At 61.6% G+C, this 25,532-nt stretch carries 23 protein-coding genes, 3 tRNA genes and 1 riboswitch; of the genes, 14 read left to right on the forward strand and 12 right to left on the reverse strand.

Annotation, left to right across the window (positions count from 1 at the left end; all coding sequences use genetic code 11):
- The first annotated feature begins 227 nt into the window (after positions 1-227).
- From CPter91_RS26685 to CPter91_RS19795, 4 genes are read left to right on the forward strand one after another with little or no spacing between them, the layout of a single operon-like run.
- Positions 228-542 carry a hypothetical protein gene (locus CPter91_RS26685; RefSeq protein ID WP_150119761.1) on the forward strand — a complete coding sequence of 105 codons (315 nt, stop codon included), beginning with the start codon at positions 228-230 and terminating at the stop codon, positions 540-542.
- A complete protein-coding gene (locus tag CPter91_RS19785) occupies positions 539-1,795 on the forward strand; it encodes an HlyD family secretion protein (RefSeq protein WP_061943165.1) in 1,257 nt (418 codons plus the stop codon). Before CPter91_RS26685 ends, CPter91_RS19785 begins: the two co-directional genes overlap by 4 nt.
- The gene (locus CPter91_RS19790; RefSeq protein ID WP_061943167.1) at positions 1,792-3,927 is read left to right on the forward strand and encodes a peptidase domain-containing ABC transporter; all 2,136 of its coding nucleotides are present in this window, start codon (positions 1,792-1,794) and stop codon (positions 3,925-3,927) included. The genes CPter91_RS19785 and CPter91_RS19790 overlap by 4 nt, the downstream gene beginning before the upstream one ends.
- The gene (locus tag CPter91_RS19795) at positions 3,924-5,345 is read left to right on the forward strand and encodes a TolC family protein (protein ID WP_082793052.1); all 1,422 of its coding nucleotides are present in this window, start codon (positions 3,924-3,926) and stop codon (positions 5,343-5,345) included. Before CPter91_RS19790 ends, CPter91_RS19795 begins: the two co-directional genes overlap by 4 nt.
- A 453-nt stretch (positions 5,346-5,798) precedes the next feature.
- On the opposite strand, the gene CPter91_RS19800 is transcribed toward CPter91_RS19795, so the two are convergent.
- The 5 genes from CPter91_RS19800 to CPter91_RS19820 all read right to left on the reverse strand — a co-directional run bounded on the left by CPter91_RS19800 (position 5,799) and on the right by CPter91_RS19820 (position 8,243).
- Positions 5,799-5,874, reverse strand: a tRNA-Glu gene (locus CPter91_RS19800).
- A 153-nt stretch (positions 5,875-6,027) separates the two neighbouring features.
- Positions 6,028-6,103 (reverse strand) — tRNA-Glu (locus CPter91_RS19805).
- Between the two features lie 51 nt (positions 6,104-6,154).
- Positions 6,155-6,230: transfer RNA gene (locus tag CPter91_RS19810), tRNA-Ala, on the reverse strand.
- A 71-nt stretch (positions 6,231-6,301) separates the two neighbouring features.
- Positions 6,302-7,732, reverse strand: a complete 1,431-nt coding sequence (gene gltX, locus CPter91_RS19815; RefSeq protein ID WP_061943171.1) for a glutamate--tRNA ligase — start codon at positions 7,730-7,732, stop codon at positions 6,302-6,304.
- A 103-nt stretch (positions 7,733-7,835) separates the two neighbouring features.
- On the reverse strand, positions 7,836-8,243 hold the full coding sequence (locus tag CPter91_RS19820; protein ID WP_082793054.1) for a DUF4399 domain-containing protein: 408 nt from the start codon (positions 8,241-8,243) through the stop codon (positions 7,836-7,838).
- Positions 8,244-8,369: 126 nt separating this feature from the next.
- Between CPter91_RS19820 and CPter91_RS19825 the strand changes: the two genes are divergently transcribed.
- Positions 8,370-8,720, forward strand: coding sequence for a cupin domain-containing protein (locus CPter91_RS19825; RefSeq protein ID WP_061943173.1), 351 nt, complete (start codon positions 8,370-8,372; stop codon positions 8,718-8,720).
- A 7-nt stretch (positions 8,721-8,727) separates the two neighbouring features.
- On the opposite strand, the gene apbC is transcribed toward CPter91_RS19825, so the two are convergent.
- On the reverse strand, positions 8,728-9,816 hold the full coding sequence (gene apbC, locus CPter91_RS19830) for an iron-sulfur cluster carrier protein ApbC (RefSeq protein WP_061943175.1): 1,089 nt from the start codon (positions 9,814-9,816) through the stop codon (positions 8,728-8,730).
- Between the two features lie 241 nt (positions 9,817-10,057).
- Between apbC and metG the strand changes: the two genes are divergently transcribed.
- The gene (gene metG / locus CPter91_RS19835; RefSeq protein ID WP_082793056.1) at positions 10,058-12,157 is read left to right on the forward strand and encodes a methionine--tRNA ligase; all 2,100 of its coding nucleotides are present in this window, start codon (positions 10,058-10,060) and stop codon (positions 12,155-12,157) included.
- A 10-nt stretch (positions 12,158-12,167) separates the two neighbouring features.
- Positions 12,168-12,647: a GNAT family N-acetyltransferase gene (locus CPter91_RS19840; protein ID WP_061943177.1), complete on the forward strand. Its 480-nt coding sequence runs from the start codon at positions 12,168-12,170 to the stop codon at positions 12,645-12,647.
- Positions 12,648-12,732: 85 nt separating this feature from the next.
- Here CPter91_RS19840 and bamE read toward each other — a convergent pair whose 3' ends face one another.
- Entirely contained in the window at positions 12,733-13,239 is a 507-nt protein-coding gene (gene bamE / locus CPter91_RS19845; protein WP_061943178.1) for an outer membrane protein assembly factor BamE domain-containing protein, read from the reverse strand.
- Between the two features lie 164 nt (positions 13,240-13,403).
- Here bamE and CPter91_RS19850 point away from each other — a divergent pair, with 164 nt between their 5' ends.
- The 5 genes from CPter91_RS19850 (at position 13,404) to CPter91_RS19870 (ending at position 17,001) form a co-directional block, all read left to right on the forward strand.
- The gene (locus tag CPter91_RS19850) at positions 13,404-13,613 is read left to right on the forward strand and encodes a DUF3460 family protein (protein WP_061943180.1); all 210 of its coding nucleotides are present in this window, start codon (positions 13,404-13,406) and stop codon (positions 13,611-13,613) included.
- Positions 13,614-13,638: 25 nt separating this feature from the next.
- Positions 13,639-14,502: a segregation and condensation protein A gene (locus tag CPter91_RS19855; RefSeq protein WP_061943182.1), complete on the forward strand. Its 864-nt coding sequence runs from the start codon at positions 13,639-13,641 to the stop codon at positions 14,500-14,502.
- A 125-nt stretch (positions 14,503-14,627) separates the two neighbouring features.
- Complete coding sequence (panC, locus tag CPter91_RS19860) at positions 14,628-15,467, forward strand: pantoate--beta-alanine ligase (RefSeq protein WP_061943184.1); 840 nt, start codon at positions 14,628-14,630, stop codon at positions 15,465-15,467.
- A 31-nt stretch (positions 15,468-15,498) separates the two neighbouring features.
- Complete coding sequence (locus CPter91_RS19865) at positions 15,499-16,383, forward strand: cobalamin-binding protein (RefSeq protein ID WP_061943186.1); 885 nt, start codon at positions 15,499-15,501, stop codon at positions 16,381-16,383.
- A 36-nt stretch (positions 16,384-16,419) separates the two neighbouring features.
- Entirely contained in the window at positions 16,420-17,001 is a 582-nt protein-coding gene (locus tag CPter91_RS19870; protein ID WP_061943188.1) for a GNAT family N-acetyltransferase, read from the forward strand.
- Here CPter91_RS19870 and CPter91_RS19875 read toward each other — a convergent pair.
- The 5 genes from CPter91_RS19875 to CPter91_RS19895 form a co-directional block, all read right to left on the reverse strand.
- Positions 16,993-17,802, reverse strand: a complete 810-nt coding sequence (locus CPter91_RS19875; protein ID WP_061943191.1) for an ABC transporter ATP-binding protein — start codon at positions 17,800-17,802, stop codon at positions 16,993-16,995. The genes CPter91_RS19870 and CPter91_RS19875 overlap by 9 nt on opposite strands.
- 10 nt (positions 17,803-17,812) lie before the next feature.
- Positions 17,813-18,805 carry a FecCD family ABC transporter permease gene (locus tag CPter91_RS19880; protein ID WP_082793058.1) on the reverse strand — a complete coding sequence of 331 codons (993 nt, stop codon included), beginning with the start codon at positions 18,803-18,805 and terminating at the stop codon, positions 17,813-17,815.
- Positions 18,806-18,958: 153 nt separating this feature from the next.
- A complete protein-coding gene (locus tag CPter91_RS19885; RefSeq protein ID WP_061943192.1) occupies positions 18,959-20,842 on the reverse strand; it encodes a TonB-dependent receptor plug domain-containing protein in 1,884 nt (627 codons plus the stop codon).
- A 97-nt stretch (positions 20,843-20,939) separates the two neighbouring features.
- Positions 20,940-21,193: riboswitch (cobalamin riboswitch) on the reverse strand.
- Between the two features lie 43 nt (positions 21,194-21,236).
- The gene (locus tag CPter91_RS19890; RefSeq protein WP_061943194.1) at positions 21,237-22,409 is read right to left on the reverse strand and encodes an HPP family protein; all 1,173 of its coding nucleotides are present in this window, start codon (positions 22,407-22,409) and stop codon (positions 21,237-21,239) included.
- A 37-nt stretch (positions 22,410-22,446) separates the two neighbouring features.
- Positions 22,447-23,592, reverse strand: a complete 1,146-nt coding sequence (locus CPter91_RS19895) for an ABC transporter substrate-binding protein (RefSeq protein ID WP_236905868.1) — start codon at positions 23,590-23,592, stop codon at positions 22,447-22,449.
- A gap of 277 nt (positions 23,593-23,869) precedes the next feature.
- Here CPter91_RS19895 and CPter91_RS19900 point away from each other — a divergent pair, with 277 nt between their 5' ends.
- Positions 23,870-24,622 carry a FadR/GntR family transcriptional regulator gene (locus tag CPter91_RS19900; protein WP_061943198.1) on the forward strand — a complete coding sequence of 251 codons (753 nt, stop codon included), beginning with the start codon at positions 23,870-23,872 and terminating at the stop codon, positions 24,620-24,622.
- Entirely contained in the window at positions 24,543-25,529 is a 987-nt protein-coding gene (gene ltnD, locus CPter91_RS19905) for an L-threonate dehydrogenase (RefSeq protein WP_082793060.1), read from the forward strand. The genes CPter91_RS19900 and ltnD overlap by 80 nt, the downstream gene beginning before the upstream one ends.
- Positions 25,530-25,532 lie beyond the last annotated feature (3 nt).

The raw sequence follows: 25,532 nt of genomic DNA on the forward strand, positions 1-25,532 counted from the left end.
CTCCCCGCTTGCATGATCAAAGGCCGCTTTTGCGGCTTTTTTTTCTTGCCCGCCGGCGGCTGCCGTCGCGGCCGCCCTCCGTGGCGCATGAAAATCCATTTTACATTCCAAAATACAATTGTTAATTATTGTTATATTTGCAATTAATGAATTGCATTCGCATTGACCATCAAACAATAATATCAATACGATAATTAGTTAATGTTTTTTTATGTAATTTTCGGCATGTGCCGGATTTCGCTGGCGACGAACCATCAGCGGCAATCGCGCCAGTGTTTTTAATCCAAAGGGAGAAAATATGGCAATTCAGCAATTATCAGCACGGGAAATCGATCAAGTCAGCGGCGGCTGCTGTCTGTTTTTCAGCAAGTTCTTCTCATCTTGCTTCAGCAACTTCTTCAAGAGCTGCATGCCAAGCAAGCCAAGCTGCAACAAGCCAAAGCCGCCGACACCGCCGCAACCCGCCTAACAGCGGTTCGATTTTCCAGCAAAAAACACGGCAGCCGCTTGCCGTGTTTTTTGTCATTTTGAAGACATCATGAGTTTATTCCGCGAACAGGCTGTGGCCGCCCAACAAAGCAAATGGCTGGGCGACATCGTCTTGATACGGCCGCTGTCGTTTACCTTGCTGAGCGCCGGCGCCGCCTTGCTGGCGCTATCGGTATGCGCTTTCCTGGCCTGGGGTAGCTACACCAGGCACAGCACCGTCAGCGGCCAGCTGCTGCCGGGCGGCGGCCTGATCAAGGTTTACGCGCCGCAAAGCGGCATCGTCATCGAACAGCATGTCAAGGAAGGCCAGGCGCTGCAGGCCGGCGAGATCCTGTATGTGCTGTCGAGCGAACGCCAGAGCAGCACCCAGGGCGCCACCCAGGCCGCCATCAGCAGCCAGGTCGAGCAGCGCCAGGTCAGCCTGCGCGACGAACTGCAAAAGACCCGCATGCTGCAGCAGGAAGAACGCAGCGGCCTCAATAACAAGATCGCCGGCCTGGCCAATGAAGTGTCCAAGCTGGACAAGCAGATCGGCGGCCAGCAGGAGCGCGTCAAGCTGGCCGAGGATGCCTTGCAACGCTACCAGGGATTGCTGCAGCAAGACTACATCTCGCGCGAACAATTCCAGCAAAAGCAGGAAGACCTGCTTGACCAGAAAAACCGCCAGCAAAGCCTGGAGCGCGACCGCATCAGCGTCGGCCGCGAGCTGGCGGCGCAGCAGAGCGAACTGGGCGGCTTGTCGCTGAAACAGCAGAACCAGCTGGCGCAGATCGACCGCACGCTGGCCAGCACCGGCCAGGAACTGAGCGAAAGCGAAGCCAAGCGCCGCATCGTCGTCACGGCGCCGGAAGCCGGCATCGCCACCGCCGTGCTGGCCGATGCCGGCCAGGCCGTGGACGGCAACCGGCCGCTGCTGAGCATCGTGCCGGCCGGCGCCACCTTGCGCGCGGAACTGTATGCGCCTAGCCGCGCGATCGGTTTCGTGCGTCCCGGCGACCAGGTGCTGATCCGCTACCAGGCTTATCCCTACCAGAAATTCGGCCACCAGAAAGGCGTGGTCGAAGCAGTCGCCAGGACCGCCTTGCCCAACAATGAACTGAACGCCATCGGCGTTCCCGCCGGCGGCAACGGCAGCGAACCGATGTACCGGATTACCGTGCGGCTGGCTGCGCAACAGGTGCGGGCCTACGGCCGGCCGCAGCCGCTGCAGGCCGGCATGCTGCTCGACGCCGACATCCAGCAGGAAAAGCTGCGCCTCTATGAATGGGTGCTGGAACCCCTCTACAGCCTGACCGGCAAACTGTGACCATGTTCAATCGACTTGCCTTCGGCATCCACGCCACCCTGCCGCTGATGCTGCAAACCGAGGCCACCGAATGCGGCCTGGCCTGCCTCGGCATGGTGGCCGGCTATCACGGCTACCGCACCGATCTGGCCAGCTTGCGACGCCGTTTCCCGGTCTCGCTCAAGGGTTCCACCTTGCGCGACCTGATCGCCATCGCCGAGCAGCTGGAGCTGGCTTCGCGTCCGCTCAAGCTGGACCTCGACGACCTGGCCCAGCTCAAGCTGCCCTGCGTGCTGCACTGGAACTTAAATCATTTCGTGGTGCTGCAGGAAGTCGGCCTCCGCTCTGCGACGGTGTACGACCCGGCCTTCGGCATCCGCAAGCTGTCGCTAGCTGAAGTCGCCAAAGCGTTTACCGGCGTGGCGCTGGAACTGTGGCCGAATCCCGGCTTCAAGCCTGCCCGCGCCGTCGAGAGCGTGCCGCTGCGCCGCCTGCTGGGACGCATCAGCGGCCTGTATCGCTCCTTCAGCCAGATCCTGCTGCTGTCGCTGGCGTTGGAAGTGTTTGCCGTGGTCAGCCCGTTTTTCCTGCAATGGGTGATCGACAATGTACTGGTCGCGGCTGACCGCGACCTGCTGACCACCCTGGCGCTGGGATTCGGTTTGCTGATGCTGATGCAGCAGGCGATCGGCGTCGGCCGCAGCTGGGTGCTGATGTACATGAGCACCACCCTCAACGTGCAATGGCAGGCCAATGTCTTTACGCATTTGCTGCGCCTGCCGGTGGCCTATTTCGAGAAGCGCCACCTGGGCGATGTGGTGTCGCGCTTCGGCGCGGTCGGCATCATCCAGCACACGCTCACCACTTCTTTCCTGGAGGCGATCCTGGATGGCGTCATGACGGTGGCGACGCTGGCGCTGATGTTCATCTACAGCCCGACCCTCGCCTGGATCACGATAGCCGCCATGCTGCTGTACGGGCTGGGGCGCTGGGCCTGGTTCGCGCCCTTGCGCCACGCCACCGAAGAGCAGATCATCCACGCTGCCAAACAGCAGACCCACTTCCTGGAAACCATCCGCGGTGTCAAGACCATCAAGCTGTTCCAGCGTCAGGATGAGCGCCGTTCCACCTGGCTCAGCCTGCTGGTGGACCAGATCAACGCCGACCTGCGCACGCAAAAGCTGAGCCTGCTGTACAAGACCCTCAACGGCGTGCTGTTCGGCATCGAGAACATCCTCACCATCTGGCTTGGCGCGCGCCTGGTCATGGATGGCAATTTCACGGTCGGCGCGCTGATGGCATTCACCGCCTACAAGGGCCAGTTCGACAGCCGCGTCAGTTCGCTGATCGACAAGTTCGTTGAACTCAAGATGCTGCAACTGCAAGGCGAGCGGCTGGCCGACATCGTGCTGCAGCCGCCGGAAACCACGCATGGCTGCAATCTCGGCGAGCAGGAAGCGATGCTGTCGCCGTCGCTGGAAGTGCGCGGCCTGCGTTTCCGTTATGCCGAGCAGGAGCCGTATGTGCTGGACGATGTCTCGTTCCGCATCGAGGCTGGCGAATCGGTAGCCATCGTCGGTCCCTCGGGCGGCGGCAAGACTACCCTGGTGAATGTCTTGCTGGGGATACTGGCGCCGAGCCAGGGCGAAGTGCTGATCGGCGGCCAGCCGGTGCAGCAGGTCGGCCTCGACACCCTGCGCCGCATGGTCGGCACGGTGCTGCAGGACGACGTCCTGTTCGCCGGTTCGCTGGCCGACAACATCAGCTTCTTCGATCCGCAGGCCGACCAGGCCTGGATCCGCCAATGCGCGCGGCTGGCCGCCATCGAGCAGGATATCGGCGCCATGCCGATGGGCTACAACACCCTGGTCGGCGACATGGGCACCATTCTTTCCGGCGGCCAGAAACAACGGATCCTGCTGGCGCGCGCCTTGTACAAGCGGCCGCAGATCCTGTTCCTGGACGAAGCCACCAGCCACCTCGACATCGAGCGTGAACAGCAGGTCAACCACGCCATCGGCGCCATGCGCATCACGCGCGTGATCGTCGCCCACCGGCCGGAAACCATCAACAGCGCCGACCGCGTGATCATGCTGGTCGATGGCAAAGTGATCGAGCTGGCCGTGCAAGCGCAGCAAGCGGCATCGGCATGAGCCGCGCATTGCGAGCCTGCTGCATGCTGGCGCTGGCGGCGATGGCTGGCGCACCCTTGCGCGCCGAACCGCTCTGGTCCGATCCGCTGCGCACCATGCATGAGGTTTCAACGACGCCGGTGAGCACCGTATATGGCATCGGCTGCAGCTTCAATGCCCGGCTGCCGGATCCGCTGACGCTGCTGGATGCGGTCGAACGCGCGCTGTGCCGCAATCCGCAAACCCGCCAGGCCTGGGCCAACGTCAAGGCGCAAGCGGCTGCGGTCGGCGTCAGCCGCGCTGCCTACCTGCCGACGCTGACGGCCGGCGGCACCTGGAGCAAGGCAGACAATCGCACCACCTATCCAGATTTTCCGGCCAACGATTCTTCCCTCACCACCCACAGCAGCGACGTCAACCTCAACCTGAACTGGGTGTTGTACGATTTCGGCCTGCGCGCCGCCAACCTGGAAAATGCGCGGCAATTGCTGAACGCTGCCAATGCCGCCCAGGACGACATGCTGCAGACGGTCTTTCTCAGCACCGTGCAAAGTTTTTACGAAGCGCAGGCGGCGCAGGCGCTGCTGGCCGCCACCACGGAAGCCGAACAGGCAGCCGAGCAAAGCTTCAAGTCTAGCGCCGCCAAATACCAGGCCGGCGCCGGCACCCTGGCCGACAAGCTGCAGGCGCAGACGGCCTACGCCCAGGCCAGCCTGAAACGCGCGCAAGCGGGCGGCGACCTGCAGAACGCGCTGGGCAGCCTGGCCATCGTCATGGGCTGGCGTCCCAACACCGCGCTGACGCTGGCGGCGCTGGGCGACGCCAGCGACGCGCCGCTGCTGCAGCAGGCTGTCGACCAGTTGATCGCCGACGCCGTCCGCAGCCATCCGAAAATCCTGGCGGCGCAAGCGCAATGGAAGGCCGCACAGGCGCAGGCCGACGCTGCCCGCGCCGATGGCCGGCCGACGCTGTCGCTGTTCGCCACCGGCGACCGCAGCGACACCCCGATCACCCAGGTCTCCTCCAGGCAAACCATCAACAGCCGCAGCATCGGCCTACAGCTCAGCATTCCGCTGTTCGACGGCTTCAGCCGCAAGTACAAGTCACGCGGCGCCCAGGCCCAGGCCGACAGCAAGGAAGCGGAGCTGGCCGGCATCGAACAGCAGGTCACGCTGGAAGTATGGAAAAGCAACCAGGCCCTGCGCACCGAAGCCGAAAACCTGCACAGCACCGAGATCCTGCTGCGCAGCGCGCGCCAGTCGTTTGAAGTGGCGCAGGGACGCTACAAGGCCGGAGTCGGCAATATCCTGGAGTTGCTGAAGGCGCAAAGCGACCTGGCAGGCGCACAGCAGCAGCGCATCCTGTCGCTGACCAGCTGGCAGACGGCGCGCTTGCGGCTTGCCGCGAGTCTTGGACGGTTGCGGATTGATGGTCTTTGAATCGGAAAAATAGAAAAGCTTGCTTGCGCGTATGACGTAGGGAGGGCACCCCGTGCCCACGCGGATCCAGGTCTCAATAGGCGATTCCGCGTGGGCAGAAAAACCTGCCCACCCTACGTAGCAAAACAAAAAGGCCCGCTTGCGCGGGCCTTTTTATTCTGGCGTCCCCAGGGGGATTCGCCTACATGCCGCAGGCCGCGGAATCGCCTGCAGGCGATTCCCTTCTCATCCCCCACGTAAGCCGCGCAGGCGGCTTACTTGTGGCCACCAAAACAAAAAGGCCCGCTTGCGCGGGCCTTTTTATTCTGGCGTCCCCAGGGGGATTCGCCTACATGCCGCAGGCCGCGGAATCGCCTGCAGGCGATTCCCTTCTCATCCCCCACGTAAGCCGCGCAGGCGGCTTACTTGTGGCCACCAAAACAAAAAGGCCCGCTTGCGCGGGCCTTTTTATTCTGGCGTCCCCAGGGGGATTCGAACCCCCGTACTCACCGTGAAAGGGTGATGTCCTAGGCCTCTAGACGATGGGGACAGTAATCTGTCCGTACTGGCCTTGCTTCTACTGCTGCTTGCTAAAAACAATAAAGGCCGCATTTGGCGGCCTTATCGATTGTATCGAAAACACTCCACACCAATATTCTGCAGCGATTTTCTGACTGCTTTCCTGTCGATGCCAAAAGAATTCTGGCGTCCCCAGGGGGATTCGAACCCCCGTACTCACCGTGAAAGGGTGATGTCCTAGGCCTCTAGACGATGGGGACAGCAAGCTATCCAACTACTTTATTACCTTACTACTTCTGCTACCAATTTGCTGGTGGAGGTAAGCGGGATCGAACCGCTGACCTCTTGCATGCCATGCAAGCGCTCTCCCAGCTGAGCTATACCCCCGTTTGCAGAAGCGAGATTATAGCAAGCTTATTTAGCGCTTGTAAATCCCGATTTGCAGATTTATTGCAGATTTACAGTAGATAGGGTTGTAAACGTGTTGTCACGGCCTCACGGCCAAACAATTCCAGCACAGCATCGATCGCCGGCGTCTGCAACTGCCCTGTCACCATCAGGCGCAAAGGCATGGCGAACTGCGGCATCTTCAGCTTGTGCGCGGCCAGCACTTCCTTGATCATCGGCGCCAGGCTTTCCTTGGTCCATTCGACCGTGGCGCAGCGCTGGGCGAAATCGGCCAGCGCCGGCTTGATGGCGTCGGTGTAGTGCTGCGTCAGCAAAGCTGCATCCGGCGCCGGCTGGCGATAGAACAGCATGGCGGCAAGCGCAATTTCATTGACGGTGTGGGCGCGCTCTTTCAACAGGCCGATGACTTTCGCCAGATCCGGCGCGCCATTGAAATCGGCGCCGTCCTGTTCCATCAGCGGCTTGACCATGGCGGCCAGGCGCTGGTTGTCGGCCAGCTTGATGTAATGGTTGTTGATCCAGGCCAGCTTTTCCGGATTGAACTGTGCCGGCGATTTCGACAGGTGGTCGAGATTGAACCACTGGCAGAACTGCTCCATGCTGAAAATCTCTTCGTCGCCATGGCTCCAGCCCAGGCGCGCCAGGTAGTTCAGCATGGCTTCCGGCAGGTAGCCTTGCGCCGGATAATCCATCACGCTGACCGCACCATGGCGCTTCGACAGTTTCTCGCCGTCGGCGCCGAGGATCATCGGCACGTGGCCGTACAGCGGCAAGGTGGCGCCCAGCGCTTTCAGGATATTGATCTGACGCGGCGTGTTGTTGACGTGGTCGTCGCCGCGGATAACGTGGGTGATGCCCATGTCCCAGTCGTCCACCACCACGCAGAAATTGTAGGTCGGCGTGCCGTCCGGACGGGCGATCACCAGGTCGTCCATCTCGCGGTTGGAAATCGTGATGTTGCCCTTGACGACGTCGTCCCAGCTGACGTCGCCGTCGAGCGGATTCTTGAAACGCACCACCGGTTTGCGGTCGGCCGGTACCGGCGGCAGAGTCTTGCCGTCTGCAGGGCGCCAAGTGCCATCGTAGCGCGGCTTTTCGCCGGCGGCGCGCATCCGTTCGCGCATCGCTTCGACTTCTTCCGGCGACGAATAGCAATGGTAGGCCGTGCCGTCCTTCAGCATCTGCGCGATCACTTCACGATAGCGATCCATGCGGCGCATCTGGTAGAACGGACCTTCGTCGTGTTCCAGGCCCAGCCATTGCATGCCGTCGATGATCGCCTGCACTGCTTCCGGAGTCGAGCGTTCGAGATCGGTATCTTCGATGCGCAGTACGAAAGTGCCGCCGAAGTGGCGCGCGAACGCCCAGGAAAACAGTGCGGTCCGGGCGCCGCCCAAGTGCAGGTAGCCAGTCGGGCTCGGCGCAAAGCGCGTGCGAACCTTGGTGGCTGGAGAAGTTGAAGCTGGAGTGCTAGCAGTCATGATAAATAAAGACGGCCTTGGCATGCCAAGGCCGTTATCAGGGAAAACCCCATTTTACCGCGTTGCAGCAGCGGATGGAACCGCCGCCCGCCATGCCGCCGGCTTACTTGACAGTCACGTTGATGGTTTTACTCAGCTCCGGGCCGTAAGACTGGTGGGCGCCGTTGGCGAACTGCATGGTCAGCTTGTATTTACCAGGCGGCAGCGTCAGCAAGGTTTCGGTCTGCCCCTTGCCAAAATGTATATGTTTCTCATCGACGGGGATCGATTGCCCTGCCGGGATGCTGTCTTCGTTGATCAGTAAATGATGATGGCCAGTGTTCGGCGTCATGTCGCCGGCCGGCTTGACTTCCATGCCGCTGACGCCGAACTTGACGGTGAACGGGCTGCTGACTACCGCGCCGTCGGCCGGCTCAATGAAGGAAACCGAGGCAGCATGGGCCATCTGCGGCAACAGGCCGGCGCTCAGCACGGCAGCGGAAAACAGCAAGGAAAAAATTCGTGATTTCATCGTCTTGTCCTTTCAGTGAAAAACGGATAATGCCGGTACCCGTCTGCAAGACAGTACAGGCAGCTACAATTGACTGAGTGCCATAATACAGGGATGCTGCCGGCATCGCTTTCAAGGGGGAATACCATGCAAATCGCCAGCGGCAATCTATTGACAGGACTGCCGCCCGCCAGTTCGGAAGAAGTATTTGAGCTGCTGCACCAGCGCGCCGGACTGACTATCGAACGCATCGTTTCCCATGGACAGGCCAGCCCGCCCGGCTTCTGGTATGACAATCCGCAGGAAGAATGGGTGTTGCTGCTGAGCGGCAGCGCCGGCTTGACGCTGGAGGGCGCTAGCGCCGAGCATGTGATGCAGGCCGGCGCCTGGCTGCACATCCCGGCCCACCGCCGCCACCGCATAGAATGGACCGATGGCGCGCAGCCGACCATCTGGTTGGCGATCCATCATGACCCTGGCGCTGACGTTGCGGCTTAGTAGAAACCTAATCGTTCTTGATGACGATGGTCGGGAACTTGCTGCTCATGTCCTTGGCTTTCTCCGCCACCTTGATCGCCACCTTGCGCGCGATTTCCTTATAGATATGCGCTACCGGACCGTCCGGTTCCGCCACCACGGTCGGCGTGCCGGAATCGGTCTGCTGGCGGATCGACATGGTCAGCGGCAGGGCGCCGAGGAAATCGACGCCGTATTCGCCGCACATCCTGGCGCCGCCGCCTTCACCGAAAATCGCTTCGGCGTGGCCGCAGTTGGAGCAGATGTGGGTGCTCATGTTTTCCACGATGCCGAGGATAGGGATGCCGACCTTCTCGAACATCTTCAGGCCCTTGCGCGCATCCAGCAGGGCGATGTCTTGCGGCGTGGTGACGATCACGGCGCCGGTGACCGGCACTTTTTGCGAAAGCGTCAACTGGATATCGCCGGTGCCTGGCGGCATGTCGACGATCAGGTAGTCGAGGTCGCGCCAGTTGGTCTGGTCCAGCAGCTGCTGCAGGGCCTGGGTCACGATCGGACCGCGCCACACCATCGGCTCGTCCGGATCGACCATGAAACCGATGCTCGATACCTGCAGGCCGTGGTTTTCCAGCGGCTCCATAGTCTTGCCATCCTTGGTTTCCGGACGGCCGCTGATGCCCATCATCATCGGCTGCGAAGGGCCGTAGATGTCGGCATCGAGGATGCCGACCTGGGCGCCTTCCGCCGCCAGCGCCAGCGCCAGGTTGACCGCCGTGGTCGATTTGCCGACGCCGCCCTTGCCGGACGCCACCGCAATGATGTTCTTGATGTTGGACATCAGCTTGATGCCGCGCTGCACCGCATGCGATTGTATTTTGGAATAGACGTTAGGCCGCACCTGGCCGACGCCGGCCAATGCGCCCACCGCCTTGGTGGCCGCGGCGCCGATCAGCGCGAACTGGCTCTTGGCCGGATAATCGAGCTCAACGTCGAAGGAGACGTCGGCGCCGTCCAGCTGGATATTCCTGGCCGACTTGCTGCTGATCAGATCCTTGCCGGTATTCGGGTCGATGACGCTGGATAACGCTGCCTTGACTGCTTCAATCGTGACGCTCATTACTTTTCCTCTGCACGTTCTTTATAAGATGCGGCAAGTCTAAACCAAATTGCCGCTGTTCCGCTGGCGCGACGTAGGGCGGGTACATACTTGCGCGGGTCGGCGCTCCGTTTATTACAGTCACGCGTGGGCACGATGTGCCCACCCTACGGTTACGCTATCCCGCAATTCTTGTCGTTGGCTGCTAAAATCAACCCTTTATTCCAACCAGCAGCGCTTGACGTTGCAAATTCATTGCCAAATGAGCATTACTTTGACTTCAACTCCACGCCAGTTATTCGTTACTACCGCCCTGCCTTACGCCAATGCAGCGTTTCATATCGGCCACATCATGGAATACATCCAGGCCGACATCTGGGTGCGGTTCCAGCGAATGCAGGGCCACGAAGTCAATTTCGTCGGCGCTGACGACGCTCACGGCGCACCGATCATGATTGCCGCCGAGAAAGCCGGCATCACGCCGCAGGAATTCGTGGCGCAGATCGCGGCCGGCCGCAAGCAGTACCTGGACGGCTTCCATATCGCCTTCGACAACTGGCATTCCACCGACGGCCCGGAAAACCACGAGCTGTCGCGCGACATCTATCGCAAGCTGAAAGCGGCGGGCTTCATTTCGACCAAGACCATCGAGCAGTTCTTCGACCCGGTCAAGAACATGTTCCTGCCGGACCGCTACATCAAGGGCGAATGCCCGAAATGCGGCGCCAAGGACCAGTACGGCGATTCCTGCGAAGTATGCAGCTCGGTGTATGCCCCAACTGACCTGAAAAATCCGTACTCGACGCTGACTGGCGCGACGCCGGTGATGAAATCCTCGGAACACTTTTTCTTCCGCCTGTCGGACCCGCAATGCGTGGAATTCCTGCGCGGCTGGGCGCTCGGCAATGTCGACGGTAAGCCGCGCCTGCAGTCGGAAGTCGCCAACAAAGCCAAGGAATGGCTGGAAAGCGACGGCGGCATGGGCGACTGGGACATCAGCCGCGATGCGCCCTACTTCGGCATCGAGATCCCGGATGAACCGGGCAAGTATTTCTATGTCTGGCTGGATGCGCCGGTCGGTTACCTCGCTTCGCTGAAAAACTATTTCAGCAAGACCGGGCGCGACTACGACGCCTTCATGGCCGATCCGAAGACCGAGCAGTATCACTTCATCGGCAAGGACATCACCTATTTCCACACACTGTTCTGGCCCGCCATGCTGCACTTCTCCGGCCAGAAAGTGCCGAACAATGTCTTCGTGCACGGCTTCCTGACGGTCTCCGGCGAAAAGATGTCGAAGTCGCGCGGCACCGGCATTTCGCCGCTGCGCTACCTCGACCTCGGCATGAATCCGGAATGGATGCGCTACTACATCGCCGCCAAGCTAAGCGCCAAGGTGGAAGACCTGGACTTCAATCCGGACGACTTCGTGGCGCGCGTCAATTCCGACCTGATCGGCAAGTACATCAACATCGCCAGCCGCGCCGCCGGCTTCATCGCCAAGAAATTCGACGGCAAGCTGAGCACCGCCTGGGCCACCGACAGCGATCCTTTCCTGGCCAGGCTGCGCGCCGTCGCCAGCGATATCCAGGCGCTCTATGACAGCCGCGAATACGGCAAGGCCCTGCGCGCCGTGATGGAACAAGCTGACGCCGTCAATGCTTACGTCGACGCCAACAAGCCATGGGAACTGGCCAAGGATCCGAGCAAGGAAGCACTGCTGCACGAAGTCTGCAGCCGCCTGCTGGAAGCGTTCCGTATCCTGACCCTGTACCTGAAACCGGTATTGCCGGCGCTGGCGGCGCAAGTCGAAGCCTTCCTGCAGATCCAGCCGCTGGTGTGGAGCGACGTCGCCAAACCGCTGGCCGACGGCCACGTCATCAATGCCTACGCGCACCTGATGACGCGGGTAGAGCCGAAGATGCTGGACGCCCTGTTTGATGCGCCGGCGCCGGCCGCTGCTGCAGAAACAACGGAAACAGCAGCGCCGGCAGCAATCAGCAGCATCGAGCCGCTGGCCGCCGAAATCAAGATCGACGATTTCGTCAAGGTCGACCTGCGCATCGCCAAGATCGTCAACTGCGAACACGTGGACGGTTCCGACAAGCTGCTGCGGCTGACGCTGGATGTCGGCGAAGGCCGTTTGCGCAATGTCTTCTCCGGCATCAAATCGTCTTACCAGCCGGAAGAACTGGTCGGCAAGCTGACCGTGATGGTGGCTAACCTGGCGCCGCGCAAGATGAAGTTCGGCATCTCCGAAGGCATGGTGCTGGCGGCTTCCGCGGTAGACGGCAAAGCCAATCCGGGCATCTACGTGCTGACTCCATGGCCAGGCGCCGAGCCGGGCATGCGGGTCAGTTAAGGGCAAGCGCATGAGCCTGCAGGTGCGCGAAGCCAGCGCCGACGATGCCGCACTGATCGCCGAGCTGACCCGCGCCTGCTGGGCTGAGCGGGTGGTAGCCAGCTCCAGCGGCCATCGCGAACAGGCCGAGCGGGTCCGGCAAGACCTGCAGCGCGGCGGCGGCTTCATCCTGCTGCTGGATGGCGAACCGGCCGGCTCGGTGCGCTGGCTGCCGTCGGATACCGAATCCGATGTCTGGGAAATCCTGCGCATGGGCATATTGCCAGCCTATCGCGGCCAGGGCTTGTCACAACATTTGATGGAAGCACTGATTCATCGCGCCCATAGCGCCGATGTGCAGGAACTGAGGCTGGCGGTGCGCGCCGACCAGGCGCGTGTGGTCGACCTGTACGCAGTGTTTGAATTCGAACTGGCGCCGGAGCTGGAATACGCCCGCGCCAATCCGCTGCAAGAGCCGCCGACCGTGATGCGGCGCTGGCTCAGGCGATAGAGTGGGCACAGCGTGCCCACGTGCTACCCAAACAGGCATGTGCGTGGTGTGAGTTCACGCGTGGGCACGCTGTGCCCACCCTACGCTAATGTCCGTATACCTGAGACACCGAGGTACCGGTCACCAGCCCGCTAGTGATATCCATGTGGACATTGAAAAACGCCTGGCTGGCGTCGCTCTGGATATAACGCCAGTCCCACACTTCCTCATTCTTGCGGGTGAACTGCACCACGGTGCGCGGCTTGCCCAGCATCTGGCGGATCTCTTCCTTGCGCATGCCAACCTTGATCTTGGCGAAATTCTCTTCGGTCAGCACCTGCTTGTAGTCAGACAGCTTGCCATCCGGGCCGATATAGAACATCCAGGTACGGGTGCCGGACGGCCCTTTCGGATATTCCAGCGTACGTTCGCCGTTTTCCTTTTCCCAGACCGTATCCGGCTGGCCCATGGCGTTGCGCACATCGGCTTCCGACGATACGCCGCGGTTGAGTTTTTCCAAGCCCGCCTCCTGTATGAAGTTGCCATTCTGGTCGCAGGCCGCGACCAGTAATGGCGCGAGCAGCAGTACAAGCTTGCGTACCCATGATTTCATGCCGTCTCCTGCTTACGATGATTATCCAAGTATATCGTCCTTTTTCTACTCGATAGTTGCCATTTAGACACAAAACAATCCTGGCCGCTGTCAACGACAATCCGTTGGGCGACCTCGAAATAGCATAAAATAGCGCCTAATCCCAGCCCATTATCAAAGCACCCATGAAATTTTCCAAACAAATTTACGGTTATCAATCCGACATCACCAAATTCGTTGCCGAACTCAAGGAAAAGAATCCTAAGCTGGAAGAGCAGCAGCTGGCCGGCCGCGCCCTGCTGTGGGACAAGACGCCGATCGACCTCGACAACCAGCAGCGCACCGAGGAATCACGCGTCGAGCAGCAACCCTATGTGTATCAAAACAATCACTAAGCCAGTCCCGGCCAGGTAAGATCAGATGAGCCAGAATTCGTCGGACGCCGCCGAACTGACCCTGGAAGGCCAAGCCGATTCGACCCCGAATGTGATCGACGGCGTGGCTTACGCGCGCCTGTACGGCGAGCCGCTGTTCCGCATGCCGACCGATCTCTACATTCCGCCGGATGCGCTGGAAGTCTTCCTGGAAGCATTCGAAGGTCCGCTCGACCTGCTGCTGTACCTGATCCGCAAGCAGAACTTCAACATCCTCGATATCCCGATGGCGCAGGTAACCCTGCAATACCTGGAATACGTCGACCAGATCCGCATCACCAACCTGGAGCTGGCGGCCGAGTATCTGCTGATGGCAGCCATGCTGATCGAGATCAAGTCGCGCATGCTGCTGCCGGTACGCAAAACCGACAGCGAAGAAGCCGAAGATCCGCGCGCGGAACTGGTGCGGCGCCTGCTGGAATACGAGCAGATGAAGCTGGCGGCGCGCGAGATCGACGCCCTGCCGCAACTCGGGCGCGACTATGTACGCACCCAGATCTACATCGAGCAAAACACCGTCACGCGCTGGCCGGATGTCAACCTCGACGATCTGCAGGCGGCCTGGGCCGACGTCATCAAGCGCGCCAAACTGACCGCCCACCACACCATCAGCCGCGAAGAACTGTCGGTGCGCGAGCACATGACCGGGATCCTGCGGCGCTTGCAGTCGTCGCGCTTTGTCGAATTTGCCGAGCTGTTCGATCCTGCGCGCGGCGTGCCGGTGCTGGTGGTGAACTTCATCGCCCTGCTGGAGCTGGCCAAGGAAACCCTGATCGAGATTACCCAGGCCGAACCTTTTGCGCCTATCTATGTGCGACTGGCCTACTCACCTACTTATGCGCCGGCTTGATTTTTGTAGGGTGGGCACCTGTGCCCACGCGTAACTCAAGCGTACCCGCGTCGGCAACGCGTGGGCAGCAAAACCTGCCCACCCTACGATGACGCTTACATTTTATTCCGCAAAAATAAATTTTCATGAAAATCATTTCCTCGATCGAAGAGCTACGCGACCAATTGCGCGGCCAACTGCGTACCGCATTCGTGCCGACCATGGGCAACCTGCATGAAGGCCACCTGTCGCTGATGCGCCTGGCCAAGAAGCACGGTGATCCTATTGTCGCTTCGATCTTCGTCAACCGCCTGCAGTTCGGCCCCAACGAAGACTTCGACAAATATCCGCGCACTTTCGCCGCCGACGTCGAGAAACTGGAAAAGGAAGGCGTCTACGTTCTCTTCGCTCCGACCGAGAAAGATCTGTATCCGGAACCGCAGGAATTCCGCGTGCGGCCGCCCGACGATCTCGGCAATACGCTGGAAGGCGAATTCCGTCCCGGCTTCTTTACCGGCGTGACGACTGTCGTGCTGAAACTGTTTTCTTGCGTGCAGCCGCGCGTGGCGGTGTTCGGCAAGAAGGATTACCAGCAGCTGATGATCGTCCGCAACATGGCCAAGCAGTTCGCCCTGCCGACCGAGATCATCGCCGCCGAAACCTGGCGCGCCGACGACGGCCTGGCGCTGTCCTCGCGCAATATGTACCTGTCGGCCGACGAACGGGCAGAAGCACCGAGCCTGTTCAAGACGCTCAACCAGGTCGCCGAAGAAGTACGTGCCGGCCATCTGAATATCTTCGAACTGGAAAAAGAAGCGATGGCGCAGCTCGGCAGCCGCGGCTGGAAGCCGGACTATATCTCGATCCGCAAGCGCTGCGACCTGCAGGCGCCGGCCGCCGGCGACCTCGCGCAAGGCGAAAAGCTGGTGGTGCTGGCCGCCGCCAAGCTCGGCAGCACGCGCCTGATCGACAATCTGGAGATATAAGCTGCGCCTTTCCGCCTACCGACAGACGCGGATGCTGGCTGCAGCGACGGCATTCTGCGCCGCGAGCCTGGCGGCGCCGCTTGCCGTCCTGGCCGCGCCCATCACGGTGCAAGACGATGCGCAGCACGCAGTCACCCTGCCGCAGCCTGCTCATCGCATCGTCAGCCTGGCGCCGCACGCCACCGAACTGCTGTTCGCTGTCGGCGCCGGCACCTACGTCGTCGGCGTCAGCGATTACAGCGACTATCCGCCGGCCGCCGCCAAACTGCCCTCAGTCGGCAGCAGCAGCGCACTGGATATCGAACGCATCGTCAGTCTCAAGCCAGATCTGATAGTGGCCTGGAGCAGCGGCAATTCTGCCAGCCAGCTCGCCCGGCTGCGCGCGCTCGGCATTCCTGTATTTGAAAGCGAACCGCGCCAGCTGGAAGCCATCGCCTCGTCGCTGCAGCGGCTGGGGCAGCTGGCCGGCATCCCGGACCAGGGTGCAGCGGCGGCCGAGGATTTCAGCGCCAGGCTGGCGCAGCTGACGGCAACATATCAGCAGCGGCCGCCAGTGCGGGTGTTTTACCAGATCTGGCAAAAACCCTTGATGACCCTTAATAACAAGCACATGGTATCCAGTGTGATCCGCCTGTGCGGCGGCGAGAATGTGTTCGGCCAGCTGCCGCAGCTGGCGCCTACCGTCAGCACCGAAGCCGTGCTGAGCGCCAATCCGGAAGTCATTTTTTCTGCCGACGGCGGTAAGAGCGTAGACGGCGGATGGCGCCGTTTTCCCAAGCTGGCAGCCGTGGCCGGCAACAATCTTTTTACGCTGACGCCGAACTGGATGAGCCGACCCGGCCCGCGCATACTCGACGGCGCCGCCGAACTGTGCCAGCAACTGGACCTGGCGCGCAGCCACCGCAGCCAGCCTTAGAACCGGCTTGCCGGCTCATCTCTGTGGAGACGCTTGATGGCAAATATCCTGGAACTGGAAAGCCCGCGCCTGCTGCTGCGCCAATGGCGCGACGCCGACCTGTCGGAACTCGCAGCCATGTGCGCCGATCCGCAAGTGATGCGTTATTTTCCTGCCACCTTGAACCATGACGAAAGCGCTGCCTTGATCGGACGCATACGCGAGCATTTCGCGCAGCACGGCTTTGGCCTGTGGGCGCTGGAGCGCAAGGATAACGGCGCACTGATTGGACTGACGGGGCTGTTGCAAGTTGGTTTTAGCGCGCCGTTTACACCAGCAGTGGAAATCGGCTGGCGCCTGGCAAGGCCGTATTGGCGCCAAGGTTATGCCTCCGAAGCCGCCACGGCGGCGCTGGCGGCAGGCTTCGAGCAACTGAGACTGGAACAGATCGTATCGTTTACCGCCGACAGCAACCTGCCCTCGCAAAAAGTCATGCAAGCGATCGGCATGCAGCGCGATCCCGCAGATGATTTCCTGCATCCGAAACTGGCCGATGGCCATCCGCTCAAACCGCACCTGCTGTATCGCATTACGCAAATGCAGTGGAATGCACGACAGTCCGCGGACGGATCAGCCTGATACCGAAGCGGTATCGGCCAGCGGCATGAACATGCGCTGCCTGCCGTTATCCAATACTTCAAACGCGCAGCCAAAAGCGGCCTGCAACAGCTGCGGCTGCAGCACCTTGTCGGCGCTGCCCTGCCAGGTCTGGCCATCCCCCAACAACAGCACGTGGCTGGCGTAGCGCGCCACCAGGTTGATGTCATGGCAGGCGGCGATTACCGCTTTTTTGCGCGGCAAGCCATTTGCTATCTTACGCAGCAATTCCATCACCACGATCTGCGCCGCCGCATCCTGATGCGCGGTCGGCTCATCCAGCATCAGCAGCAGCGGATCCTGCGTCAGCAGCGTCGCCAGCGCCACCCGCTGCCGTTCGCCGCCAGACAGGCGCATCACGTCATGTTCGCTGAAGCTGGCCATCCTGACGCGCTGCAAGGCTTGCATGGCCTGGGCACGGTCTTCCTCGCGATCCCAGCCAAAGCCGAACTGATAGGGATGGCGGCCCGCGATCACCGCCGCCAGCACGCTGCTGGAAAAGGCGTCTGCCTGCTGCTGCGCCAGCAAGCCACGCAGACGCGCCAGCTGTTGCGGCTGAATGCGATCGATGCGCTTGCCCTGGATCGCTACGCGGCCCTCCCCCGGCAGCGCCAGCCCCGCCAGCGTATGCAGCAGCGTGGTCTTGCCGATGCCGTTACGGCCCAGCACACACCAGAACTGGCCCGGCATCACTTGCCAGTCCAGCCGCTTGCACAAGATTCTTTGATCTGCGCTGACGCTCAATTGTTCGGCCGCCAGCAATGGTGCGCTGAATTCGTTCATGCATGCGTCCTCATGCGCGGCTGCGCGACAACAGCCAGAGAAACACCGGCACTCCCACCAGAGCGGTAATCACGCCCACCGGCAGCTGCGTCGGCGCCACCACGGTACGCGCCGCCAGATCGGCTAGCGCCAGCGCGGCGCCGCCCGCCAGCACGCTGGCCGGCAGCAGGATGCGCTGGTCGTTGCCGACCAGCAGGCGGACCGCGTGCGGCACCACCAGCCCGATAAAGCCGATCGTACCGGCCACCGTCACCGCCGCGGCGGTAGCCAGCGATGCCGCAGCCAGTGTCATCCAGCGCAAGCGCAAAACGGGCACGCCGAGCAGCTGGGCGAAACCCTCGCCGCGCGCCAGCAGATTGAGCTGCTGCGCCTTGAACACGCTCCACAGCAGGAGCAGCAGCAACAGCACCGCCGCCGGCAACAGCAGGCGGCCGTCTTCGAGGTCGCCCATCAGCCAGAACAGCATGCCGCGCAGCTGCGCATCGGGCGCCAGGGTCAGCACCAGCGTCACGATCGCGCCAAAGCCGGCGGCGATCATCACGCCAGTAAGAATCAGACGATGGCCGCTATGCTGGGCCACGCTGGGCAGGCGCCGCAAAGCCTGGCGCGCCAGCCCGAACAGCAGCAACACCGCCAGCCCCGCGCCGAGTGCGGCGCCGAATGCAGCAGCGGTGTCGCCCATGAAACCGAAATGACTGGCCACAAGCAGGGCCGTCAAGGCGCCGGCGGCGGAGCCTCCGGACATACCCAGCACATAAGGTTCGGCCAGGGGATTACGCAGCAACACCTGCATCAAGGCCCCGGCCAGCGCCAGCAGGCCGCCGACGATGAAAGCCGTCAGCGCCCGCGGCAGGCGCAAGGAAAAGTAAATCTGGTCCGCCACCAGCGGACGCCCACAGCCACTGCTGCCGCACAACACGGCGAGCGACAGCGCCAATCCCGCCGCCGCCGTCAGGCAGAGGAGGATCAGGATAGCGCGGCGCAGTGTGGTGATGCTGGTCAATGAACGAGTCGCTTCGCGGTAAATGTATTCGTAAATTGCAGTAGCTCTTTAGGCCCTGACGAGCGCCTCAAGGTCTGGCCGAGAAGCGCAACTGTACTTTAGTACAGTGAGCATCGCAGGCCGGAGATTGAGGCGCGCAGTAGGCCTAAAGAGTTACTGCTGCCAATTTACACCAACAAACAGGCCACGTGACGGCTGGTTATAGCCGTAGGCGGTCTGATAGTCGCGGTTGAACAGGTTCTCGACACGGCCATATACCGAAGTCTGTTTGGTCAGCTGATAACGCACATTAGCGTTGGTCAGCCAGTACGGCGCCAGCTGCGGGTTGCCGGGAATGTCGGTGCGGCTGTCGGTGTATTGCACATCCGTGCCGATACGCCAGGCGCCGAAGCTTTTCGCTGCACCGAAGGAACCGAGCGTCTTGGCCCGCCGCACCAGGGTCTTGTCGGTCGATTCATCTTTCGGATTCTGCAGAGTCAGGCTGGCGCGCCAGTCGATTTCCGCCAGGGTGGCGCTGGCGCTCAGTTCCAGTCCCTGGTTCTTGGCGCGAGCGATATTGATGGTATGGAAGGTCACGGGATCGTAGCCGAACTGGTCGCGCGTGCGGGTATCGAACAAGGTGGCGCGCAACAAGGTAGCGCCGGCGGCGTACTGCACGCCCAACTCATAGGATTTGGAACGCTCGGCCTTGAGGTTGGTGTTGCCGTACAGCGGGTCATACAGCTGCACCGGCGTTGGCGCATTGAATGCAGTCGAGGCATTGGCGATCAGCTTGACGCTGTCGGTCAGCGCATAGCCGTAGCCGAGGTAGCCGGTATTATCCGAACCGGAACCGCCGACATCGTCGTGGCGCAGGTTGAGTTGCAGCTGATGCGGGCCGATCTTGCCAAGCGCGCCGGCGTACACGCTGGAGGTCGAGCGCGAATAGCTGTTGCTGGAATTGCCGTAGCTGCTGTTGGACTCGACTTCCGCCTTTTCGCGGCCAGCGTCAACGCCGGCAGTTACCGTCCACATCGGCGACAAGCGCAATTCATTGGCCCACTGCAGCAGGTTCTGCGTGCTCTTGTAGCCATTGCTGCTGTTGCCGAACTGCGTCAGGTCGTCGAGGTTGTCGCGGTTGACGTTTTGCGACAGCGTCAGTGTCGAGGTCCAGTTCTGGGTGAAATTATTCTTGGAGTACACGGCGAAAGACTGGCTCTTGGAATGGCCACGGTTCTGGTCAGTCGGCGTGCCGTAGGCATCGTCAAAGGTGTACTTGGCGTCGTTGGCATAGACGCGGGCGCCGATTTCATTGCCCTTGCTCCATTCCTGCGATACCGATCCCGAGACGCTGGTGTTGCCGTCGCCGTTGCGGTCCGGATTGACGTTCGGGCTCTGCTGCGGGTTCTGCGCCGAAAAACCGTCGGTCTTGAAGCGGGTCAGGGCCAGGGCGTAACGGGTATCGCCGCTCTTGCCGCTGACGCCGACGTTGCCTTGATAAGTGCCGCGCGAGCCGGCTTCGACCGACGCATTGAGGGCCGGTGCGCCACTGCCGCGCTTGGTGAAAATCTGCACCACGCCGCCGATGGCGCCGGAACCGTAGATCGCGGAGACGTTGCCGCGCACGATTTCGATATGGTCGATCTGCTCAGGCAGGATGTTTTCCAGCGCCGGCAAACCGTAGGAAGCCTGGCGGCGGATCGGCACGCCATCGATCAGGATCAGGGTTTCCGAGGTATTGGCGCCGCGCATGAACAGCGAAGCCTGCTGACCGGGACCGCCGACACGGGTGATCTGGATGCCGGCCTGGCGCTCCAGCAAGGCAGGCAAATCAGGCGCCTGCGAATTGCGGATATCTTCCGCGCTGATCACGGTAGTGTGCGGCAAGGCATCGGTTTGCGGCTGCTCGACGCGGGCGGCGGTCACCACCACCGGCACCAGGCTCTGCTCCTGGACGGTTTGAGCGACAGCAGAGCCAAAGCTGCAGGAAAGAATGGCGGCAGCCAGCGCGAGCGGCTTCAGGGCCGCGCCGGAACGGCATGATAAAGATAAGGTCATGTTTGGATACGATAAGAGTCCCCGGCCTGCTTCCCCGCAAGCCCGGTTGCAACAGTCGCCAGGCAAGGGCGTGGCACAAACGTGACCTCGCCGCTACCTCGCTCCCCCTGATCTGGCCGGTATCCGGGCTAGCAAGTCGGAGTGCATAACCTTCCCATGTAAAACCGCTACACAGTGGCATGAGATGCGCCCTGCCGCCTGTCGCATCCTGTTGGATACAGACAAGCGGCGCTTGTTTACCGTTGCGGGGGCAGCACACGTTGGCTGGCGATCTGATACGCCTAGCGCCGTGTTTCCCGTTTAACTGCGGACATGGACATGTCCGCGTGCACCAAAACCCCGCCATTGTAAGGCGGGCGCGGTCTGGCGGCAATTGCCGCGGTTAAAAGTGTGGTTAAAGCGTAGCCAGGTTCGCGTTGCCGCGGTACAGGGCCGCCACCATGTCGGACTGCGTCACCATGCCGACCAGCCGGTTTTGATCGTCGACAATCGGCATATGATGGATGCCGGAATCGGACAGCGGCTGCACCAGCTCGACGATATGCATGGACGAGGCCGCGCTCTTCACTGCAGCAGTCATGATCTGCCCCACTACTTCCGGCTTGTCCGAATGCGTACCGGTGCTGCGCCGCAGGAACTGCTTCAGGCGCTGGTCGACACCGGCGTAAAGCTGCAGATCCACCTGGCGCATGAAATCGGTCTGGGTCACGATGCCGACCAGGCGCCGCGCCCGGTTGATGACCGGCAGCGCCTTGATCCGGTGCTTCAGCAGCAAACCCCAGGCATCTTCCAGCGACGTGCCGTACTCGACGCTGACCACATCGCGCGACATGATGTCGGCGCAGGTGATAGCGCCGAAGCGACGCCGGTAGGCGTGCATCTCGGTTTGCAGGATCAGGCTTTCGAGGTCGTCGCGGCTGACGTCCAGCACCTGGTTGTATTGTTCCAGCACATGGTCCAGATCTTCTTGCGTAAAGCCGATCCGCGCGCCGCTGGGCTGGTCGATAGTCTTGTGCAGCTTGGCCGGATCCTGATGGGCGCTGTGCGGGTAGCGGCGCTTGGTGGCGTTATTGAACAGCAGCGCCACCAACAGCAGAAAAATAGAATTTAACAGCACCGGCGTCAGGATGAAATGGAAGCCCAGGCTGGTCACCGCCGGCCCGCCCAGCACTGCCGTCAGCGCCACCGCACCGCTGGGTGGATGCAGGCAGCGCAGGGCAAACATGGCGCCGATCGCCAGCGACACCGCCAGCGCCGGCGCGAATACCGGATCGTGGACCCAGCGCGCGCAAGCCACGCCGATCACGGCAGCCACCAGGTTGCCGCCGATGATCGACCAGGGCTGCGCCAGCGGACTGGCCGGCACGCCAAACAACAGCACTGCCGAAGCGCCCATCGGCGCGATCAGCAGCGGCAAGGGAGCGCCCGGGCCGAGCACCCAGTGGCTCACCAGCCCGGTCAGCAAAATCCCCAGCAAAGCGCCGCAACAAGCACGCAGGCGCTCGGTGGCATTGACCGCCACCGAACCGGGAATAAAGCCGCGCAACCACAAACCCAAGGAATTCATCTTCTTTGCTTTCGATTTTCTTGATTTTGATGAAGGTTCAGCCGCCGTAGGCGTAGCTGAATTTATTGTTGACGATGCGTCCCATCACGCGCGAGCGCTGGTCCAGTCCGACATGGTCCTTCGCACTCATGTTGACCACGCCTTGCGGAATCGTCAGGTCATGGGTGTTTTCCAGCGCAGTGCGGAGGGCGGCGCGGAACTGCTTGCTGCCCGGCTGCCCCGCTTGCAGCGCCTGCGGCAGCGCGTTGGCGAGCAGCATGTAGGCGCCCCAGGCGTCGGCGGCGAACTGCGTCATGCTGCCGGCGCCATAGGCGGCTTCATAGCGGCTGGTGAAATCCAGCGCAGTCTTCCGGACCGGATTGGACAGCGGCAGCTGCCTGGCCACCACGGCCGGCCCGGTCGGAAAGAAAGTGCCTTCGACATCCTTGCCACCCACCTTCAGGAAATCAGCGGTGGCGATGCCATGGGTCTGGTAGATCCGGCCCTTGTAGCCGCGTTCGACCAGGGTCTTTTGCGGCAGCACCGCCGGCGTCGCCGAAGCGGCGATCAATACCGCATCCGGCTGCGCCGCCATGATCTTCAGGATCTGGCCGGTGACGCTGCTGTCGTTGCGGTTATAGCGCTCGCTGGCGACCACCTTGATCTTGCGCAGCTCGGCCAGGTGCGAAAATTCGCGCCACCAGCTATCGCCGTAGGCATCGGCAAAGCCGATGAAGCCGACCGTTTTAATCCCGTTAGCGGCCATGTGCTGGGTCAGGATGGTGGCCATGTGCGAATCATTTTGCGGTAGCTTGAAGGCCCAGGCCCGTTTGGCATCCTGCGGTTCGACAATCGAGGCCGAGGCTGCCAGCGCCAGCATCGGCGTGCCTGACTCTGCCACAACATCCAGCAGCGCCAGCGCCGCCGGCGTGGTGTTGGGGCCGACGATCAGGTCGACCTTTTCTTCGCTGATCAGCTTGCGCGCGTTGCGCACGGCGTTGGTCGGATCGGAAGCGTCGTCCAGGATGATGTACTCAACTTTTTGCCCGGCAATCTCTTTCGGCCATAACAGGATGGCGTTTTTGGTCGGCGCTCCGATGGCGGCTGCCGGGCCGGTGACGGCGATGTCGACGCCGATTTTGATCTGCGCGCTGGCCGCGGCGCAGACTGCCAGCATGGTGATGGGGGCAAGGCAGCTGTACATGATTTTCTTCATTGAATAGCGATCCCGATGACGATGGCAATGGTTGCTGCTACGTTTCCACAAGGACAGGATTCTACTGGAATGTCACGGGCGGACTCGTGCCGGTATGCGGTTTTCCAGCTGATGGCAGGATGTTAGCCTTGAAAGTTGCGTCAATCATTGACCCTGGGCAAGTAAACAATTGTCAGGAATCGTTGCAACAGACCTTGATTTTTCCAATAATTCGTATGATGATATGGTCACATTACGATAAAAACAGGCAAGCGGACGAGACACCATGTTCAATAAACTGAATGCCAACCGCACTTCCCTGAGCGACACCGTGGCCCAGGAATTGCTGAAAAAGATACAGACCGGCGAGTTCGGCCCCGGCGCCAAGCTGCCGACCGAACCGGCGCTGTCGGAACAGTTCGGCGTCAGCCGCACCGTGGTGCGCGAGGCGATTTCCCGCTTGAAGAATGAAGGCGCGGTCGAGCCGCGCCAGGGCAGCGGCGTATATGTCAGCGAACAAGGCCATCTGCGGCCGCTACGTATCCAGTTCGACCAGGCCTCCTCGGCCGATGCGGTGCTGCAGATCGTCGAACTGCGCCGCGCCATCGATGCCGAAGTGGCAGCGCTGGCGGCCACCCGCCGCACGCCGCGCCAGCTGAAGGCGATCGAAACCGCGCTGAAAGGGATTGAAGCCGACGTCAAGGCCGGTGGCGACGGCGTGCTGGCCGATGTGATGTTCCATCGCAGCATCGCCGAAGCGACCGGCAATCCTTTCCTGCTGCAGACGCTGGCCTTTCTCAGTCAATATCTGGAAGCCGCCACCGCGGTCACCCGTAGCAATGAAGCGCGGCGCGACGATTTCATGCGCCAGGTGTATGAAGAGCATGCCGCCATCGCTTCCGCGATTGCCGCAGGCGATGCGCTGGGCGCGCGCAATGCCGCGCAAAACCATATGTTCAATGCGGCGCGCCGCCTGTCGCAAGGCGCGGTCGCGGCCAAGGCGGCGCCGAAAGCCAAGAGCACTTCAAAAAAACCATAGTCAGGACCAGCAAATGACCATCAATGTAGGTGTTATCGGCCTTGGCGCCATGGGCTTGGGCGTCGCCCGTTCTTTACTGCGCGCGTATTTCCGCACCTATGCTTGCGACGTCCGCCCGCAAGTCTTGCAACAGTTCGTTAACGAAGGCGGGATTGCCTGCAGCACACCGGCCGAACTCGGCGCCCAATGCGATGTGGTGATTACCGTGGTGGTCAACGCCGCGCAAACCGAGCAGGTGCTGTTCGGTGAACAGGGCGCGGCAGCGGCGATGCGTCCCGGCAGCCTGGTGATCGCCAGCGCCACGGTGGCGCCGGAATATGCGGTCAAGCTGGGCGAACGGCTGGCCATGCAGCAGCTGCTCTTTCTGGATGCGCCGCTCTCGGGCGGCGCCGCACGCGCCGCCTCGGGTGAAATGACCATGATGACGTCCGGCCCCGCCGCCGCTTACGCCAAGGGTGAAGCAGTGCTGGCGGCGATTGCCGGCAAGGTGTACCGGCTGGGCGACGCCCATGGCGTCGGCTCCAAGGTCAAGATCATCAACCAGCTGCTGGCTGGCGTGCACATCGCCGCCGCCGCCGAAGCGATGGCGCTGGGCCTGCGCGAAGGGGTCGATGCCGATGCGCTGTACGAAGTCATCACCAACAGCGCCGGCAACTCCTGGATGTTCGAGAACCGCGTGCCGCATATCCTGATAGCCGATTACACGCCGCTCTCGGCAGTCGACATTTTCGTCAAGGACCTGGGACTGGTGCTCGATACGGCGCGCGCCAGCAAATTCCCGCTGCCATTGTCCGCGGCGGCCCATCAGATGTTCATGATGGCGTCGAGCGCCGGTCATGGCGGCGAGGACGATTCCGCGGTGATCAAGATTTTCCCGGGCATCCAGTTGCCGACGGCGCAGGAGTAAGGC

It is taken from the genome of Collimonas pratensis, assembly GCF_001584185.1.
In the GTDB taxonomy this organism is placed as follows: Bacteria; Pseudomonadota; Gammaproteobacteria; order Burkholderiales; family Burkholderiaceae_D; genus Collimonas; species Collimonas pratensis.

Bases quoted from the DNA above. Each gene is read 5' to 3' on its own strand.
- apbC (WP_061943175.1), bottom strand. From the start codon at position 9,816: ATGAGCGTCACGATTGAAGCAGTCAAGGCAGCGTTATCCAGCGTCATC.
- CPter91_RS19865 (WP_061943186.1), top strand. From the start codon at position 15,499: ATGCTGGCTGCAGCGACGGCATTCTGCGCCGCGAGCCTGGCGGCGCCG.
- gltX (WP_061943171.1), bottom strand. From the start codon at position 7,732: ATGACTGCTAGCACTCCAGCTTCAACTTCTCCAGCCACCAAGGTTCGC.
- CPter91_RS19900 (WP_061943198.1), top strand. From the start codon at position 23,870: ATGTTCAATAAACTGAATGCCAACCGCACTTCCCTGAGCGACACCGTG.
- CPter91_RS19825 (WP_061943173.1), top strand. From the start codon at position 8,370: ATGCAAATCGCCAGCGGCAATCTATTGACAGGACTGCCGCCCGCCAGT.
- CPter91_RS19870 (WP_061943188.1), top strand. From the start codon at position 16,420: ATGGCAAATATCCTGGAACTGGAAAGCCCGCGCCTGCTGCTGCGCCAA.
- metG (WP_082793056.1), top strand. From the start codon at position 10,058: ATGAGCATTACTTTGACTTCAACTCCACGCCAGTTATTCGTTACTACC.
- CPter91_RS19875 (WP_061943191.1), bottom strand. From the start codon at position 17,802: ATGAACGAATTCAGCGCACCATTGCTGGCGGCCGAACAATTGAGCGTC.
- bamE (WP_061943178.1), bottom strand. From the start codon at position 13,239: ATGAAATCATGGGTACGCAAGCTTGTACTGCTGCTCGCGCCATTACTG.
- ltnD (WP_082793060.1), top strand. From the start codon at position 24,543: ATGCGGCGCGCCGCCTGTCGCAAGGCGCGGTCGCGGCCAAGGCGGCGC.
- CPter91_RS19850 (WP_061943180.1), top strand. From the start codon at position 13,404: ATGAAATTTTCCAAACAAATTTACGGTTATCAATCCGACATCACCAAA.
- CPter91_RS19885 (WP_061943192.1), bottom strand. From the start codon at position 20,842: ATGACCTTATCTTTATCATGCCGTTCCGGCGCGGCCCTGAAGCCGCTC.
- CPter91_RS19840 (WP_061943177.1), top strand. From the start codon at position 12,168: ATGAGCCTGCAGGTGCGCGAAGCCAGCGCCGACGATGCCGCACTGATC.
- CPter91_RS19895 (WP_236905868.1), bottom strand. From the start codon at position 23,592: ATGTACAGCTGCCTTGCCCCCATCACCATGCTGGCAGTCTGCGCCGCG.
- panC (WP_061943184.1), top strand. From the start codon at position 14,628: ATGAAAATCATTTCCTCGATCGAAGAGCTACGCGACCAATTGCGCGGC.
- CPter91_RS19820 (WP_082793054.1), bottom strand. From the start codon at position 8,243: ATGAAATCACGAATTTTTTCCTTGCTGTTTTCCGCTGCCGTGCTGAGC.
- CPter91_RS19890 (WP_061943194.1), bottom strand. From the start codon at position 22,409: ATGAATTCCTTGGGTTTGTGGTTGCGCGGCTTTATTCCCGGTTCGGTG.
- CPter91_RS19785 (WP_061943165.1), top strand. From the start codon at position 539: ATGAGTTTATTCCGCGAACAGGCTGTGGCCGCCCAACAAAGCAAATGG.
- CPter91_RS19855 (WP_061943182.1), top strand. From the start codon at position 13,639: ATGAGCCAGAATTCGTCGGACGCCGCCGAACTGACCCTGGAAGGCCAA.
- CPter91_RS19795 (WP_082793052.1), top strand. From the start codon at position 3,924: ATGAGCCGCGCATTGCGAGCCTGCTGCATGCTGGCGCTGGCGGCGATG.